A 16526-nucleotide genomic window follows, 5' to 3' on the forward strand; every position below is an offset into this window, starting at 1 on the left:
CTCACTGACAAAACGTATTCTACAGGAAAGATGAGAAAAAGTCAACCCCTTTTTTGAAAAAAATTAAAAAATTTTCAAAACACTGAAAAAGGAGAAAATTCAGGGTGAAAGGGGCGTGAAAATGTCCGCAAAGATCAGCCTTGTTCCAGAACGGGAAATGTACTATAATAGAAAAACGGAAAAGCAAAAAAGGGGGAATTTCCCTATGCAGGAAAATGGAACAGAACTTCTGGTTTGCTGCACCGGTTGTCAGAGCTGTATGCCGTGCATGGTAAAAATCAACATCCCGGGTTTGTTTGCGCTTTACAACCGGACAGCGACGGAAGGCGTCGAAGCGGTTCGTGCAGAGTATGAGCGTCAGGACAAACGTGCCGATGACTGCATCAACTGTTATCGCTGTGAAAAGCAGTGCCCGCAGCACCTCGGGATCGGCATTCTGATGCAGGATATTGCGGAAACCTTCGGAGAATAGGAAAAAAGGAGCATCTGTGCAATTTAAAGAAGCATTCTAATCTTTCTATAAAATATTTTGGGAAAAACTGGACTTATCTGAAAAATTTGATATAATAGAAAGGTAATGACAGGGAAATTTTACGCTAAGATCTGGAAAGAGAGGCCCTGTCAATTCTTATGGGAGGAAAAATACATGGATGCCATTGATTATAAGATTCTGAAGATATTGCAGAAAAATGCCCGCGAGACGGCTTCCAATATCAGCAAAGAGATTCATTTATCGGTTTCTGCAGTCATCGAGAGAATCCGTAAAATGGAAGAAACCGGAGTGATTAAAGAATACACCATTATTGTAGACGAAAAGAAAACGGGAAATGAGATGACCGCGCTGATGGAAGTCAGCCTGGAGCATCCGAAGTTCTTTGACAGTTTTGCAGATGCGATCCAGAAACTGGAGTACATCGTATCCTGCTATTATCAGACTGGAGATTTTGATTTGATTATCCGCATTTCCTGTCACTCATCCGACGAACTCGAAGAAATCCACCGCCAGGTGATGAGCCTTCCGGGCGTTGATGCGACAAGAACGCATGTAGTGCTGAAAAATGTAAAAAATATCTATTCCGCCATCCGCAGACCGGACAAATAAAAACCGGCACAGCCGGAATCTGATACGAGAGCGTGTCTGAAAATAATCCGAAAGAGTTTTCAGGCACGTTTTGGCGTTTCAGAAAAAGTACGGAAAGAAAGAAGGAAAAAAGTGAACAGATACTTACGCTGTTATGCAGAGATTTCACTCGAAGCGATCGGGCATAACATCAGAGAAGTGAAAAAAAGACTACCGGAGGGCGTGAAACTCCTTGGCGTTGTAAAAGCGAACGCCTACGGCCACGGTGCCGTTCCAGTAGCATCCTATCTGGAAAACCAGGTTGATTATTTTGCAACCGCAACCATCGAGGAGGCTGTCGAGCTCAGAGAAAACGGCATTTCCGCGCCGATCCTGATTCTCGGCTACGTGTCCCCGTCCCAGTACGGCGACCTTGTGGAATACGACATCACTCAGACGATCGACAGCTACGCACAGGCACTTGCCCTCGAAAAAGAGGCAGCACGCCAGAACCGGAAAGCAAAAGCACACCTTGCGGTCGATACCGGCATGACGCGGATCGGCTTCCAGGTGACGGAGCACGATGCGGATGAGGCGGCAAAAATCGCGGATCTTCCGCACATCGAGCTGGAAGGTATGTTTACGCATTTCTCCTGCGCCGATCAGGAAGACAAGACGTACTGTTCGATGCAGATGGAAAAATATGATAAGATGACGGCACTTTTAGCAGAGCGCGGCGTGACGATTCCGCTTCGCCATATCTGCAACTCCGCCGGAATCATGGAATTTGACGATCACCGCTTTGAGATGGTGCGTTCCGGTATCATCACCTACGGCATTTACCCATCCGAGGAGGTAAAAAAAGAGCGCCTCGATCTGATCCCGGCGCTTTCATGGAAGAGCCATGTCATCCATGTGAAGGAAGTCGGCCCGGGCATCGGCGTCAGCTACGGTGCCACGTATGTGACCGAGAAACCGATGACACGGATCGCAACTGTTTCAGCCGGCTATGCAGACGGCTATCCGAGAGCTCTCTCGAACCAGGGCTGTGTGCTGATCCACGGGAAAAAAGCACCGATCATCGGAAGAATCTGTATGGATCAGATGATGGTGGACGTGACCGACATCCCGGATGTGCAGGTGGAGGACGTTGTAACGCTTGTCGGAACCGACGGGGATGAGACCATCACGATCGAAGAGATCGCCAACCCGGCGGCACGTTTCGATTACGAGATGCTCTGCGATATCAGCAGCCGTGTAACAAGGGTTTATAAATAGTTATCCAAAATAGAAAAATCAAAGTCTCCGAAGACGGAAAAAAGCAGAATCTGCTGACCGTTTCGGAGACTTTTTTTGTGTTGGAACAGGTTTTCTGGATTATTTAACCGGTGCGGGTTGACAGGCGGTGCCGGAGTATGGTAGGATACCAATTAGTTTAGCGTAGTACAGTGATAACATGATCACGTAGAAAAGGAGAAGATTATTATGAAAAAGAAAATGGTTAGCATTTTGACAGCAGCCTTTTGTGTATCTGCCCTGCTGGCTGGCTGCGGCTCCGCAGACACAGCAAAAACATCTGCCTCATCAGCAGGAGCAGCATCCTCTTCCGCAGACGGAATGACAACCTTTACCGTGGGCTTCGATGCAGAATACCCGCCGTACGGCTACATGGACGATGAGACCGGCGATTACACCGGATTTGACCTGGAGCTCGCCGAGGCAGTCTGCGAGATTTACGGCTGGAAGCTGGTAAAAACCCCGATCAACTGGGATGCGAAAGATACCGAGCTGAATTCTGGTGCGATTGACTGCATCTGGAACGGCTTTACCATGAACGGCAGAGAGGACGATTACACCTGGTCCGATCCGTACGTGGACAACAGCCAGGTGATGGTCGTATCTGAGAATTCCGGCATCAACAGCCTGTCCGATCTGGCAGGAAAGACGGTCGGTGTGCAGGCAGCATCCGCAGCACTCGATCTTTTACAGAGTGAGGAAGAAGGCGGTCAGAAAGAACTCGCCGATACTTTCGCCGCTCTGCAGCAGTTCCCGGATTACAACAATGCGTTTGTAGAGCTTCAGGCAGGTTCCATCGATGCGGTTGCCATGGATATCGGCGTTGCCAAATATCAGCTGGAAAGCCGCGGAGAAGGATACAAAATCCTCGACGAGCACCTGAACTCTGAGAAATATGCGATCGGATTCAAAAAAGGAAATACCGAGCTCTGCGATAAAGTAAACGAAGGCCTGCAGCAGGTTCTGGCCGACGGAACATTCGACAAGCTCGCAGAAAAATACGGAATCGCAGACATGGTGTGTCTGGAGAAAAAAGGAGAGTAAAGCAGCATGAAGTTGTCCATAATTCTATCACAGCTTAGTACCGGAATGGCGGGAACGATCTCGATATTTGTCCTGACGCTCGTATTTTCTCTGCCGCTCGGTCTGCTGATCGCCTTCGGGCGTATGTCGAAAAACCGGATTGTGAGCGGAATTTTCCGGCTCTATATCTCCCTGATGCGCGGCACGCCTCTGATGCTGCAGCTCATGGTGGTTTACTTCGGACCGTTCTATCTGTTCGGTATGAACATAGGAAAATGGCGCTTTCCGGCGATTATCACCGGATTTGCCTTAAACTACGGCGCCTATTTTGCAGAAATCTACCGCTCCGGCATCGTTTCGATGGATCGTGGACAGTACGAGGCAGCAAAGCTTCTTGGTTATTCGAAGGGACAGACGTTTGTCCGCATTATTCTGCCGCAGGTTGTGAAACGGATTCTGCCGGCGATCACCAATGAGGTGATTACGCTGGTCAAGGATACGTCGCTGGCCTTTTCCATTTCCTATGTGGAAATGTTCACGATCGCAAAACAGATCGCGGCGGCCAAGACCACGATGGTTCCGTTCGTCGCCGCCGGTATTTTCTACTACATCTTCAATTTTGTCGTGGCGTGGGTGATGGAACTTTTGGAAAAGAAATTTTCTTATTATCATTAACTATAGAAGAGAGCGGAAAACGATATGATTTATCTGGAAATGAACCATGTAAGAAAGAGCTTTGGGGATCTCGAAGTGTTAAAAGATATTTCCCTCAAAGTAGAAGAGGGCGAGGTGCTCTCGATCATCGGCCCGTCGGGATCGGGAAAATCGACACTGCTGCGGTGCGCGGCAATGCTTGAAACGATGGACGGCGGTGATCTGGCGTACCTTGGCAAGCAGGCAGTTACAATGGAAAACGGAAAATCCGTCTATGCGAAGCCTGCCGTACTACGGAAAATACAGGAGAATTTTGGAATGGTATTCCAGAGTTTCCATCTGTTTCCTCATTATAATGTTATGAAAAATCTCTGCGATGCGCCGATCCATGTACAGAAGCGAAACCGCGCGGAGGTGGAAGCACAGGCGGAAGAGCTGCTTGGAAAAATGGGTCTGACCGGAAAGGAAAAGGCGTATCCGTGTCAGCTTTCCGGTGGCCAGTGTCAGAGAGTTGCGATTGCGCGCGCGCTGATGCTGAAACCGAAGGTGCTCTTTTTCGATGAGCCGACATCGGCACTCGATCCGGAGCTGACAGGCGAAGTTTTAAAGGTCATCAAATCTCTTGCGGAGATGAACATGACGATGGTGATCGTTACCCACGAGATGAATTTTGCCCGGGAGATTTCCAACCGCATCATCTTTATGGACCAGGGCGTGATCGCCGTGGAAGGAACGCCGGACGAAGTCTTCGATTCCGAAAATGCCAGAATGCAGGGCTTTTTGGGAAAATTTCGTGAGAAGTAACGACGTTGCACTTGCCTAAAAAAACAACATGCGTTATACTAGAGCGTGGTTGAAACGTATTTCAAACACGCTCTTTATACGCCCCGTTCTGTTTTTGGGGATGAAAAAGAGCGGGGATAAAAGAGAAACCGAATACACATTTTGACAAGAAAAGGAGAATCGTGTCTATGAGCGGAACTGACAGATATGTAAGCCCTCTTTCCGAACGTTATGCAAGCAAGGAGATGCAGTACATCTTCTCCCCGGATATGAAATTCCGTACCTGGAGAAAGTTATGGATTGCGCTGGCTGAGACAGAAAAAGAACTGGGACTTTCTATTACAGATGAGCAGATCGAAGAACTGAAAGCAAATGCCGAGAACATCAACTACGATGTGGCAAAAGAAAGAGAGAAAGTCTGCCGTCATGACGTAATGTCCCATGTGTATGCCTACGGCGTACAGTGTCCGAAAGCAAAAGGAATCATCCATCTGGGAGCAACCAGCTGCTACGTAGGCGACAATACCGATATCATTGTCATGAACGAAGCCTTAAAGCTGGTGAAGAAAAAACTGGTGAACGTTATCGCTGAGCTGGCAAAATTTGCGGATACCTACAAAGACCAGCCGACCCTTGCCTTCACCCACTTCCAGCCGGCACAGCCGACCACCGTCGGAAAACGTGCAACCCTGTGGATGCAGGAGTTCTTAATGGACCTTGAAGATCTCGAGTACGTACAGAGCACCTTAAAACTGCTCGGATCCAAAGGAACGACAGGAACCCAGGCAAGCTTTTTAGAGCTGTTTGACGGAGATCAGGAGACGATCGACAAGATTGATCCTATGATCGCTGAAAAAATGGGCTTCAAGAACTGCTATCCTGTTTCCGGACAGACGTATTCCAGAAAAGTCGATACGAGAGTATTAAACGTTCTGGCAGGCATTGCGGCAAGCGCAACAAAATTCTCCAACGACATCCGTCTTCTGCAGCACTTAAAAGAAGTTGAGGAGCCGTTCGAGAAAGGACAGATCGGATCTTCCGCCATGGCATACAAGAGAAATCCGATGAGAAGCGAGCGTATCGCATCCCTGTCCCGTTATGTGATCACCGATGCATTAAATCCGGCCATCACCTCTTCTGTACAGTGGTTTGAGAGAACCCTCGATGACTCTGCAAACAAGAGACTTTCCATTCCGGAAGGCTTCCTTGCCATCGACGGTATCCTGGATCTGTGCATGAACGTCGTAGACGGACTTGTGGTTTATCCAAAGGTTATCTTAAAACACATGATGGCAGAGCTTCCGTTTATGGCAACTGAGAATATCATGATGGATGCGGTAAAAGCAGGCGGCGACCGTCAGGAGCTGCATGAGAGAATCCGCGAGCTGTCCATGATCGCCGGAAAACATGTCAAAGAGGAAGGCCGCGACAACGATCTTCTGGATCTGATCGCAGCGGATGAGATGTTCCATCTGACCAAAGAAGAGCTGGAAAAGACGATGGATCCGTCCAAATACACAGGCCGCGCATCCGTACAGGTTGACGCATTCCTGAAGAACGTAGTTAATCCGGTGCTTGAGGCAAACAAAGAGGCACTTGGCATGACTGCGGAAATCAACGTCTGATGCGTTTGATAAACAGAAATAATAAAAAAACAAATTTTATAAGTAATAATAAGTTTTACTTATGAAGAAAACATGGTATACTATGCATGAACGGCCGAAACAAAGAGGCCGCAAGTATACGTTGAATTAGGAGGATGTCACATGATTAAGGCAGTAGTAGGAGCAAACTGGGGAGACGAGGGAAAAGGTAAGATTACCGATATGCTCGCAAAAGAGGCAGACATTATTGTCCGTTTCCAGGGTGGTGCGAATGCAGGCCATACCATTGTAAACAACTATGGAAAGTTTGCACTTCATACCCTTCCATCCGGCGTATTTTACAGCCACACAACAAGCGTAATCGGAAACGGTGTTGCACTCAATATTCCGGTTCTGATCAAAGAGTTAAATGAGATCGTTTCGAAGGGAGTGCCGGCACCGAAGATCAAAATTTCCGACCGTGCACAGATGGTAATGCCGTACCACATCCTGTTCGATCAGTATGAGGAAGAGCGTCTGGGCGGAAAATCCTTTGGTTCCACCAAATCCGGTATCGCTCCGTTCTACTCAGATAAATATGCAAAAATCGGTTTCCAGGTAAACGAGTTGTTCGACGATGAGCACCTGAAAGAGAAACTGAAATCCGTATGCGAAACCAAGAACATTCTGCTCGAGCATCTGTATCACAAACCGCAGTTAAATCCGGATGAGATCTATGCAGAGCTGATGGAATACAAAAAAATGGTTGAGCCATACGTATGTGATACTTCCGCATTCCTGTGGAACGCGATTCAGGAAGGCAAGGAGATCCTGCTTGAGGGTCAGCTTGGTTCCTTAAAAGACCCGGATCACGGAATTTACCCGATGGTAACTTCTTCTTCCACACTGGCCGGCTACGGCGCAGTAGGAGCAGGTGTTCCGCCATATGAAATCAAGAAAATCGTAACCGTATGCAAAGCTTACTCCAGCGCAGTAGGAGCAGGTGCTTTCGTTTCCGAGATCTTCGGCGATGAGGCAGATGAGCTCAGAAGACGCGGCGGAGACGGCGGAGAGTTCGGTGCAACCACAGGCCGCCCGAGACGTATGGGATGGTTCGACTGTGTTGCTTCCCGTTACGGCTGCAGAATGCAGGGTACCACCGATGTAGCGTTCACCGTACTTGACGTACTTGGCTATCTGGATGAGATTCCGGTCTGCACAGCATACGAAGTAGACGGAAAAGAAATCCACGATTTCCCGAACACCAGCATTCTTGAGAAAGCAAAACCGGTGCTGAAAACGCTTCCGGGCTGGAAATGCGATATCCGCGGCATCAAGAAATATGAGGAACTGCCGGAAAACTGCAGAAACTACATCGAGTTTGTAGAGAAAGAAATCGGATTCCCGATCACCATGATCTCCAACGGGCCGGGAAGAGACGATATCATTTACCGCAACAAATAATTCAGGCGGTTTTTAGAGGATTTTTATGAAAAAAGCAGGACAGCTTCTCGCAGTTCTGACAGCGGCTTCCGTGCTGCTGTCGGGCTGTGAGAAGTTAAAAGATGTGACAACGACATCTGTCTATGTGAGCAAAAATGGTGTTGTGACAGAAGCCATTGTGGAAGATTACAGCAAAGACGATGATTACACGGAAGACGAACTGAAGGTCTTTGTGGAGGATGACATCAAAAAATTCACAGAGGAGCGCGGCGATGCGGATTCCGTGAAGCTGGAAAAATGCCAGATCAAAGAGGACAAGGTGGAGATCCGGATGGAATACGGAGATTACCAGTCCTACGCGGATTATCACGGAGCAGAATTTTTCGCAGGCACGCTGGATGAGGCAGAAGAAGCGGGATATGATTTTTCCGCTTCCTTTGTCGATTCTAAAGGCAATGAGGTTTCAGTCGAAGATGCGGTCAAAGGCGTTAAGCATGTACGCGTGATTGTCTGCGAGGAGCCGCTGGAAATCGTAACGGAAGATCCGGTGCTCTGCGTTTCCGGTACAGCCGTGATCAAAGGAAAAAACACGGTGGATACGGCCGGCGAGTGGACCACAAAGTCCACAGAGAGTGCTTCTGCGTCATCATCAGAGCAGACTAAGACAGAAGAAACAGAGCAGGAATATGAGCAGGACGTTCTTCTTGCCAGTCCTGTTATTGTTGTTTATGGTAAGTAAACAAATAAAATAGAGGAGTAACTAACTATGGAAAAGACAATGGACAAAATTGTGGCAGTAGCAAAATCCAGAGGTTTTGTATATCCGGGTTCCGAAATCTACGGCGGCCTGGCAAATACCTGGGATTACGGCCCGCTCGGTGTTGAACTGAAAAACAACGTGAAAAAAGCATGGTGGCAGAAATTCGTCATGGAGAGCCCGCACAACGTAGGCGTTGACTGTGCGATCCTGATGAACCCGCAGACATGGGTAGCTTCCGGTCATCTCGGCGGATTTTCCGATCCTCTGATGGACTGTAAGGAATGCCATGAGCGTTTCCGTGCAGATAAACTGATCGAGGATTTCTGTGAGGAAAAAGGCATCGAAATCGAAGGCGGCAGCGTAGATGCATGGTCTCAGGAAGAGATGAAAAACTTTATTGAAGAGCATCAGATTCCGTGTCCGTCCTGCGGAAAACACAACTTTACCGATATCCGTCAGTTCAACCTGATGTTCAAAACCTTCCAGGGTGTTACAGAGGATGCGAAGAACACCGTATATCTTCGTCCGGAGACTGCACAGGGTATCTTCGTAAACTTCAAAAACGTACAGCGTACTTCCAGAAAGAAAATTCCGTTCGGAATCGGCCAGATCGGTAAATCTTTCCGTAACGAGATTACACCGGGTAACTTCACCTTCCGTACCCGTGAGTTCGAGCAGATGGAGTTGGAGTTCTTCTGCGAGCCTGGCACCGATCTTGACTGGTTCCAGTACTGGAGAGGCTTCTGCATCAACTGGCTGAAGAGCCTCGGCATGAAAGACGAAGAGATGCGTGCAAGAGACCATTCTCCGGAAGAGCTGTGCTTCTACAGCAAGGGAACAACCGATATCGAGTTCCTGTTCCCGTTCGGATGGGGCGAGCTGTGGGGAATCGCAGACCGTACCGATTACGACCTGACCCAGCATCAGAATGTATCCGGACAGGATATGACCTATTTCGATCCAGAGAAGAACGAGAAATACATCCCGTATGTTATCGAGCCGTCTCTTGGTGCTGACCGTGTCGTTCTGGCATTCCTGTGCAGCGCTTATGACGAGGAAGTTCTCGACGCAGAGAAGAATGATGTTCGTACCGTGATGCATTTCCATCCGGCACTGGCACCGGTAAAAATCGGTGTGCTTCCGCTTTCCAAGAAGCTGAATGAGGGCGCTGAGAAAGTCTTTGCAGAGCTGTCCAAGAAATACAACTGCGAGTTTGATGACCGTGGAAATATCGGAAAACGGTATCGCCGTCAGGATGAGATCGGTACTCCGTACTGCATCACCTACGACTTCGATTCCGAGACCGATGGTGCTGTTACCGTCCGTGACCGTGACACCATGGAGCAGGAGAGAATTAAAATTGAGGATCTCGATGCTTACTTTGCAGATAAATTTACTTTCTAATCTGGCTTTTTAGTCCGGAAAAAGAGTAGAAAAAAAGGATTCCCACTCGCGGGAATCCTTTTTTGTATACTTTGTATTACTCAATAATCGTACCTGTTTTTCCCTGGAATCCGGCGAGTGCGGAATCAATGGAAGTGATGACTGCGGTACGGCCGATGCCTTTCTCGAGGAAAGAAACAGCTGCTTCCATCTTCGGCAGCATGGAGTTTTCTCCGAACTGGCCTTCTGCGATGTATTTCTTCGCGTCAGCAACGGTGATGTGCTCCAGCGGTTTTTCGTCCGGGGTACCGTAGTTGATGGAAACGTTTTCCACGCTGGTCAGGATCATCAGCATGTCTGCGTTCAGCATTTCTGCCATCAGGCCGCTGGTGAGGTCTTTTTCGATGACTGCGGATGCACCCTTTAACTCTTCATTCTGTGGGAGAACCGGGATTCCGCCGCCGCCTGCTGCGATGACAACCTGTCCGGCATCGAGAAGAAGACGGATGGAGTCGATCTCTACGATATCCTGCGGCTTCGGAGCAGCAACGATTCGGCGGTAGCCGTCCTCGGTTTTCGTTACGTAGTTTCCTTTTTCTTCCTCTGCGTCAGCCTCCTCTTTGGTAAGCGTACGGCCGATCAGTTTGACCGGATTGTTGAAGGCATCGTCGTACGGATCTACTTCAACCTGTGTAAGAATCGTGGATGTGGTTTTGAAGATTCCTCTGCGGAGAAGCTCAGCACGGATGGCGTTCTGCAGGTCGTAGCCGATGTAGCCTTCGCTCATAGCGGAGCAGACAGACATCGGGGCTGCGCTGTAGTCGGTGTGCATTTTGCCGAATTCATTCATCGCCATGTGGATCATGCCGACCTGCGGCGCATTGCTGTGGGTGATGACAACATCAGCACCGGCAGCAACGAGATCTGCGATTACTTTTGCGGAACGTTTTACGGCTGCTTTCTGTTCCGGCAGCGTCGTTCCAAGAGCTTTGTGTCCTAGTGCAACAACTATTTTTTTTCTTTTCATTGGAAGATACCTCTCTTTGCAGTTCATAGATTTTGATACGAAAAAACCAGGCATCAATATAGAACTATTATAAAGTTTATGGGGGCAAAAATCAAGAAGAAACCGACATTGCGCACATTGAAATGTTTTTCGGACTATGGTATTCTATAAAAGTATCTGAGTCGTAGGGATTTGAAACGTGAAAGGGAGGTCCCGGCATGAAAAACATGCGCACGTTACAAAAACGGATCGCATATCAGCTCCAGCAGGGCAGTCTGGATGCGGAAGTTACAGGAATCACATGCGACAGCAGAAAAGTACAGCCGCAGAACGTGTTTGTCTGCATCCGCGGAAACAGGATGGACGGGCACGTATATGCAGAAGAAGCAGTCGAGAGGGGCGCTGCTGTCCTGGTTGCGGAGCGGGAACTGGAAGGGATTCCGGAAAAGGTAACCGTACTCGTAGTAAAGGACAGCAGAGAAGCACTCGCACAGCTTTCCTGTGCCTGGGAGGACGATCCGGCGCAGCACCTTGTGACAATCGGAGTGACCGGCACGAAGGGAAAGACGACGACTGCATATATGATTTACGAAATCCTGCGAAAAGCAGGGATCCACGCAGGACTCATCGGAACGATCGAGACGAGGATCGGGGAAAAAAGCATTCCGTCAGAAAATACAACGCCGGAGCCGGTTGTGCTGCAGAAGCTGTTTTCTGAAATGATGCGGGAGGGCTGCACCCATGTTGTAATGGAGGTTTCCTCGCAGGCGGAAAAACAGCACCGGTGTGATGGAATTACGTTTGATTACGGTGTGTTCACCAACATTGGAAACGACCACATCGGCGCCGGGGAGCATGCATCGTTTGCAGAATATCTGTCCTGCAAAAAGAAGCTGCTTCGCACCTGCAGAACCGGAATTGTAAACCGGGATGACAAAAGGTTTCCGGAGATCATAAGGCAGAGCACCTGCCGTCTGGTGACATTCGGATGCAGGGAAAAAGCTGATTTTATGGCAGCAGATGCAGCACTCGATCAGGCGCCCGGCGTGCTCGGTGTCTCATACCGGGTGCAGGGCGCAGCGGATTTTCCGGTACGGGTAGATCTGCCGGGTCTGTTTTCCGTTTCCAACTCGCTTGCCGCCATTGCGGTCTGCGCGCAGATGGGAATCCCGGAAAAGGCGATGCAGGAGGCACTTTCCGCAGTCCGCGTCCGTGGGCGGTGTGAGGCAGTTCCGGTGTATCCGGAAATGACGCTTCTCATTGACTACGCACACAATGCGATGAGTCTCGAAAGCCTGTTAAAGACACTGCGGAAGTACCATCCGAAGCGCCTGATCTGTCTCTTCGGCTGCGGCGGAAACCGCGCGCGGGACCGGAGATTCCAGATGGGAGAGGTGTCGGGGCGTCTGGCGGATCTGACCGTCATCACCTCGGACAATCCGCGGGATGAGGAACCACAGGCGATTCTGGACGATATCCGGACGGGAATCGGGAAAACAGAAGGCGCTTTCGTTGAGATTGCAGACCGTAAGGAGGCGATCCGGTATGTGATCGAAAACCGGCAGCCGGGCGATCTCGTGGTGCTCGCGGGAAAAGGCCACGAAACGTATCAGATCCGGAAGGGGAAACGGTACGAGATGGATGAGCGCGTGCTGATCCGGGAAATACTGGAAGAAAGTAAGGGGAATGTATGAGCAGCGTTTACGCTGATGTAATCGTAGACATCACAAATGAAAAACTGGACCGGACCTTTCAGTACAAGGTTCCGCCGGAACTGACAGGGGAGATCAGTCCGGGAACGGCGGTACAGATTCCGTTTGGAAACGGAAACCGCACGATCACCGGCTATGTGCTTTCCGTCGGAAACGAGCCGAAATATCCGCAGGACCGGATGAAGGCCATCCTTGCGGTACAAAAGGATGCGGCGACTGTAGAGACGAAGCTCATCGCGCTCGCCGCGTGGATGCGTCATACGTACGGATCAACGATGATCCAGGCGTTAAAGACGGTGCTTCCGGTCAAAGTAAAGGCGCGCGGGAAAGAAACCCGCGAAATTGCGCTTCTTGCAGATCCTGCGAGATGTGAGGAGCTGCTGGAAAACTACAGAAAGAAAAATTATAAAGCGAGAATCCGTCTCTTAAACGCGCTGCTGGCCCATCCGGTTCTTCCAGGGCCGGTTGTGAGCAAGGAACTGAAAATCACGGCAGATACGCTGCACGTGATGGAAGAGCAGGGCGTGTTGGAAATCCGCCGTACGAGCACCTGGAGAAATCCGGTATCTGATGCGGCAGGAAGAACAACTGCGGGAAAACCAAACGAACAGCAGCAGGCCGTGGTGGACGGCATTCGAAAGGAATGGGAAGGGCAGAACCGCCCCTGCCTGATCCGCGGTGTGACGGGAAGCGGCAAAACGCTCGTCTATATGGAGCTGATGGAGCGAGTGCTGAAGGAAGGAAAACAGGTGATCGTGCTGATCCCGGAGATTGCGCTGACGTATCAGAACGTGGAGCGGTTCTGCGCACGGTTTGGAACAAGGGTCACGGTGGTCAACTCGCGGATGACACCGTCCGAGCGCGCCGACCAGATGGAGCGCGCGCGGCGCGGGGAGGTCAGTATTATGATCGGTCCGCGTTCCGCACTCTTTGCACCGTTTCCGGATCTGGGGCTGATCGTAATCGATGAGGAGCATGAAACCTCCTATAAAAGTGAAGTGACGCCGCGCTACCATGCAAGGGAGACCGCCGTGCGCCGCGCCGGGCTGGAGCATGCCCATGTGGTGATGGGTTCGGCAACGCCGTCGGTGGATGCTTCTTACGCCTGCGAGACGGGAGCGTACGCGCTGTTCCGGATGGATGCGCGGTACGGAAATGCAGCACTTCCGTCCGTATGGATCGCGGATATGCGGGAAGAATTACAGATGGGAAATCGTTCGATTCTGTCCGGAAAACTGCGGGAAGAGATCGAAAAACGGCTTGAAAAAAAGGAACAGGTTGTACTGTTTCTGAACCGCAGAGGCTATGCGGGCTTCGTCTCATGCCGTGCATGCGGCCATGTGATGAAGTGCCCGCACTGCGATGTATCACTGACAGCACACAATAACGGAAAGCTCGTCTGCCATTACTGCGGTTATGAAACACCGCAGGTACATGCGTGCCCGTCGTGCGGTTCCCCGTATATCGGCGGCTTCCGCGCCGGTACGCAGCAGATTGAGCAGAACGTGAAAAAGCTGTTTCCAAAGGCACGCGTTCTTAGGATGGACGGCGACACGACAAAAACGAAAAACAGTTATGAAGAAATCCTGTCCTCATTTGCGGCGGGGGAGGCCGATATCCTGATTGGAACCCAGATGATCGTAAAAGGCCACGATTTCCCGAATGTCACGCTGGTGGGAGCGCTGGCGGCGGATCTCTCCCTGAATGCAGTCGATTACCGTGCCGGGGAGCGTACGTTCCAGCTGCTGACGCAGGCAGTCGGCCGCGCCGGAAGAGGCGAAAAGCCGGGAATGGCAGTCATTCAGACGTACCATCCCGAACATTACAGCATTCAGACGGCGGCAGAGCAGGATTACGGGACATTTTACGAGAAAGAAATGGACTACCGCCGTCTGATGGGATATCCCCCGGCGGCGGAGCTTCTGGCGATCCACGGAGCCGGGGAGGATGAAGCGCATCTGACGCAGGCGATGGAATACATTCGCAGATATCTCATCCGCATCCGGGGAAACCGCGAAGTCCAGATCATCGGCCCGGCAAGTGAGGCAGTGTCGAAAATCAATGACCTGTACCGCATGGCCGTGTATGTACGCGCGCCGCAGGAAGAGGTGCTGGCAGGGCTGCGGGAAAAACTGGAGCGGTATATCGAGATTAACAAAGGCTTCCGTACCGTTTATTTACAGTTTGACTTCAGCAGAAAGTATTAGTTTTTTCATACTGTTTACACATAGATTATTTATAATAGAAGAGCAAAAGAAAGGAAAAGAATTATGGCAATCAGAGAAATCAGAGTCGTAGGCGACCGCGTATTAACGAAAAAATGCAGACCGGTGGAGAAGATGACACCAAGAATCAGCGAGCTGATCGACGACATGTTTGACACCATGTATGAGGCAAACGGTGTCGGCCTTGCCGCACCGCAGGTCGGCATCTTAAAGAGAATCGTAGTCATGGATGTGGATGGAACCCCACATCTTCTGATCAATCCGGAAATCCTGGAGACTTCTGGAAGCCAGACAGGAGCAGAAGGATGCTTAAGCCTTCCGGGAAAATCCGGTACAGTAACCCGTCCGAATTACGTAAAGGTAAGAGCACTGGACCGCGACATGCAGCCGTTTGAACTGGAGGGAACAGAACTTCTTGCCCGCTGCATCTGCCACGAGTGTGATCACCTCGACGGACATATGTATACAGAAAAAGTAGAAGGCGAACTCTGGGACAACACGTACGATGAGTATGAGGAGTACGAGGACGAAGAGTAAGTCTTAAAATAAAGGAGATGACTTCAGATGAAAGTGGTATTTATGGGAACCCCGGATTTCTCCGTGGGAACACTTGAGGCACTCGTGGAGGCCGGTTATGAGATCACAGGCGTTGTGACCCAGCCGGACAAACCGAAGGGCCGCGGAAAACAGATGATGCCGACACCGGTGAAAGAGGCAGCCGAAAAACACGGCCTTCCGGTCTATCAGCCGCGCCGCGTGCGGGATGCAGAGGCGATCGAGGAAATCCGGAAAATGGAGCCGGATGTGATCGTTGTCGTTGCATTCGGCCAGATTATTCCAAAAGAGATTTTGGATATGCCGAAATACGGATGCATCAACGTTCATGCATCCCTGCTTCCGGCTTACCGCGGAGCAGCGCCGATCCAGTGGGCTGTCATGAACGGCGATGAAGTGAGCGGCGTAACCATTATGAAGATGGATGAAGGCCTCGACACAGGCGATATGCTGACGAAAGTGGAAGTTCCGCTTGCAGCAGATGAGACCGGCGGCAGTCTCTTTGACAAGCTCGCCGCAGCCGGAGCAAAACTTCTGGTGGAGACACTTCCAAAACTTGAAAAAGGCGAAGTGACACCGGAAAAACAGCCGGAGATAAGCACCACAGAGTATGCGCGGATGATCAAAAAAGAAGACGGAAAGATCGACTGGACGAAGAGTGCCGTTGAGATCGAACGTCAGATCCGTGCGATGAGCCCGTGGCCGAGTGCTTTTACAAAAGTAAACGGAAAGAACCTGAAAATCTGGGATGCCAAAGTCATTGCAATGTTCGGCGGCGATCTGTTCTCGAAAATTCCGGGACAGAATCCGACGAAAAGTGCCGGAAAAGTCTGGGTGGCAGATGAGACAGGCCTCCATGTAAAGACGGGAGACGGCATTCTGGTGATCGAGGAGCTGCAGCTCGAAGGAAAGAAACGGATGAAAGCCGCCGATTTCCTGCGCGGCTATGCGATCGAGCCGGGTACCAGACTTGGCGAATAAAAGAGAAAAAGCAACCTGAAGTTGAGGCGGGGAACGGCACAGCGGTGTGATGGCTGCTGTGC

15 protein-coding genes are annotated in these 16526 nt (G+C 50.4%); 14 read left to right on the top strand and 1 reads right to left on the bottom strand.

Annotated features, from left to right (window positions below):
- The first annotated feature begins 205 nt into the window (after window positions 1–205).
- The 10 genes from DWY63_RS09250 to DWY63_RS09295 all read left to right on the top strand — a co-directional run bounded on the left by DWY63_RS09250 (window position 206) and on the right by DWY63_RS09295 (window position 10006).
- A complete protein-coding gene (locus DWY63_RS09250; RefSeq protein ID WP_158554987.1) occupies window positions 206–472 on the top strand; it encodes a 4Fe-4S dicluster domain-containing protein in 267 nt (88 codons plus the stop codon).
- A gap of 174 nt (window positions 473–646) precedes the next feature.
- On the top strand, window positions 647–1102 hold the full coding sequence (locus DWY63_RS09255) for an Lrp/AsnC family transcriptional regulator (protein ID WP_022463135.1): 456 nt from the start codon (window positions 647–649) through the stop codon (window positions 1100–1102).
- Window positions 1103–1213: 111 nt separating this feature from the next.
- Window positions 1214–2338, top strand: coding sequence for an alanine racemase (gene alr, locus DWY63_RS09260; protein ID WP_022463136.1), 1125 nt, complete (start codon window positions 1214–1216; stop codon window positions 2336–2338).
- A gap of 207 nt (window positions 2339–2545) precedes the next feature.
- A complete protein-coding gene (locus DWY63_RS09265; RefSeq protein WP_117801946.1) occupies window positions 2546–3400 on the top strand; it encodes an amino acid ABC transporter substrate-binding protein in 855 nt (284 codons plus the stop codon).
- Between the two features lie 6 nt (window positions 3401–3406).
- Window positions 3407–4054 (top strand): amino acid ABC transporter permease, encoded by a 648-nt coding sequence (locus DWY63_RS09270; RefSeq protein ID WP_055226988.1) that lies wholly within the window; start codon window positions 3407–3409, stop codon window positions 4052–4054.
- Between the two features lie 24 nt (window positions 4055–4078).
- Window positions 4079–4837 (top strand): amino acid ABC transporter ATP-binding protein, encoded by a 759-nt coding sequence (locus DWY63_RS09275; RefSeq protein WP_117801947.1) that lies wholly within the window; start codon window positions 4079–4081, stop codon window positions 4835–4837.
- A 167-nt stretch (window positions 4838–5004) separates the two neighbouring features.
- On the top strand, window positions 5005–6441 hold the full coding sequence (purB, locus tag DWY63_RS09280) for an adenylosuccinate lyase (RefSeq protein ID WP_022463140.1): 1437 nt from the start codon (window positions 5005–5007) through the stop codon (window positions 6439–6441).
- Between the two features lie 141 nt (window positions 6442–6582).
- On the top strand, window positions 6583–7863 hold the full coding sequence (locus DWY63_RS09285) for an adenylosuccinate synthase (protein WP_117801948.1): 1281 nt from the start codon (window positions 6583–6585) through the stop codon (window positions 7861–7863).
- Between the two features lie 25 nt (window positions 7864–7888).
- Window positions 7889–8581, top strand: a complete 693-nt coding sequence (locus tag DWY63_RS09290) for a hypothetical protein (protein ID WP_022463142.1) — start codon at window positions 7889–7891, stop codon at window positions 8579–8581.
- 27 nt (window positions 8582–8608) lie between these two features.
- Entirely contained in the window at window positions 8609–10006 is a 1398-nt protein-coding gene (locus tag DWY63_RS09295) for a glycine--tRNA ligase (RefSeq protein ID WP_055265793.1), read from the top strand.
- A gap of 76 nt (window positions 10007–10082) precedes the next feature.
- On the opposite strand, the gene arcC is transcribed toward DWY63_RS09295, so the two are convergent.
- Complete coding sequence (gene arcC, locus DWY63_RS09300) at window positions 10083–11012, bottom strand: carbamate kinase (protein ID WP_022463144.1); 930 nt, start codon at window positions 11010–11012, stop codon at window positions 10083–10085.
- A 197-nt stretch (window positions 11013–11209) separates the two neighbouring features.
- On the opposite strand from arcC, the gene DWY63_RS09305 reads away from it, so the two are divergent.
- The 4 genes from DWY63_RS09305 (at window position 11210) to fmt (ending at window position 16464) form a co-directional block, all read left to right on the top strand.
- Complete coding sequence (locus DWY63_RS09305) at window positions 11210–12685, top strand: UDP-N-acetylmuramoyl-L-alanyl-D-glutamate--2,6-diaminopimelate ligase (RefSeq protein ID WP_117801949.1); 1476 nt, start codon at window positions 11210–11212, stop codon at window positions 12683–12685.
- Window positions 12682–14910 (top strand): replication restart helicase PriA, encoded by a 2229-nt coding sequence (priA, locus tag DWY63_RS09310; protein WP_117801950.1) that lies wholly within the window; start codon window positions 12682–12684, stop codon window positions 14908–14910. The genes DWY63_RS09305 and priA overlap by 4 nt, the downstream gene beginning before the upstream one ends.
- 63 nt (window positions 14911–14973) lie before the next feature.
- Window positions 14974–15465 (top strand): peptide deformylase, encoded by a 492-nt coding sequence (def, locus tag DWY63_RS09315; RefSeq protein ID WP_055219778.1) that lies wholly within the window; start codon window positions 14974–14976, stop codon window positions 15463–15465.
- Window positions 15466–15492: 27 nt separating this feature from the next.
- The gene (gene fmt, locus DWY63_RS09320) at window positions 15493–16464 is read left to right on the top strand and encodes a methionyl-tRNA formyltransferase (protein WP_117801951.1); all 972 of its coding nucleotides are present in this window, start codon (window positions 15493–15495) and stop codon (window positions 16462–16464) included.
- Window positions 16465–16526 lie beyond the last annotated feature (62 nt).

The sequence above is a fragment of the Blautia sp. AF26-2 genome, from assembly GCF_003460955.1.
GTDB classification, from domain to species: domain Bacteria; phylum Bacillota; class Clostridia; order Lachnospirales; family Lachnospiraceae; genus Fusicatenibacter; species Fusicatenibacter saccharivorans.

What these genes read in the sequence shown, in the direction of transcription:
- DWY63_RS09250 (WP_158554987.1), top strand. Translation starts at nt 206, where the DNA reads ATGCAGGAAAATGGAACAGAACTTCTGGTTTGCTGCACCGGTTGTCAG.
- DWY63_RS09255 (WP_022463135.1), top strand. Translation starts at nt 647, where the DNA reads ATGGATGCCATTGATTATAAGATTCTGAAGATATTGCAGAAAAATGCC.
- DWY63_RS09265 (WP_117801946.1), top strand. Translation starts at nt 2,546, where the DNA reads ATGAAAAAGAAAATGGTTAGCATTTTGACAGCAGCCTTTTGTGTATCT.
- DWY63_RS09270 (WP_055226988.1), top strand. Translation starts at nt 3,407, where the DNA reads ATGAAGTTGTCCATAATTCTATCACAGCTTAGTACCGGAATGGCGGGA.
- DWY63_RS09275 (WP_117801947.1), top strand. Translation starts at nt 4,079, where the DNA reads ATGATTTATCTGGAAATGAACCATGTAAGAAAGAGCTTTGGGGATCTC.
- purB (WP_022463140.1), top strand. Translation starts at nt 5,005, where the DNA reads ATGAGCGGAACTGACAGATATGTAAGCCCTCTTTCCGAACGTTATGCA.
- DWY63_RS09285 (WP_117801948.1), top strand. Translation starts at nt 6,583, where the DNA reads ATGATTAAGGCAGTAGTAGGAGCAAACTGGGGAGACGAGGGAAAAGGT.
- DWY63_RS09290 (WP_022463142.1), top strand. Translation starts at nt 7,889, where the DNA reads ATGAAAAAAGCAGGACAGCTTCTCGCAGTTCTGACAGCGGCTTCCGTG.
- DWY63_RS09295 (WP_055265793.1), top strand. Translation starts at nt 8,609, where the DNA reads ATGGAAAAGACAATGGACAAAATTGTGGCAGTAGCAAAATCCAGAGGT.
- arcC (WP_022463144.1), bottom strand. Translation starts at nt 11,012, where the DNA reads ATGAAAAGAAAAAAAATAGTTGTTGCACTAGGACACAAAGCTCTTGGA.
- DWY63_RS09305 (WP_117801949.1), top strand. Translation starts at nt 11,210, where the DNA reads ATGAAAAACATGCGCACGTTACAAAAACGGATCGCATATCAGCTCCAG.
- priA (WP_117801950.1), top strand. Translation starts at nt 12,682, where the DNA reads ATGAGCAGCGTTTACGCTGATGTAATCGTAGACATCACAAATGAAAAA.
- def (WP_055219778.1), top strand. Translation starts at nt 14,974, where the DNA reads ATGGCAATCAGAGAAATCAGAGTCGTAGGCGACCGCGTATTAACGAAA.
- fmt (WP_117801951.1), top strand. Translation starts at nt 15,493, where the DNA reads ATGAAAGTGGTATTTATGGGAACCCCGGATTTCTCCGTGGGAACACTT.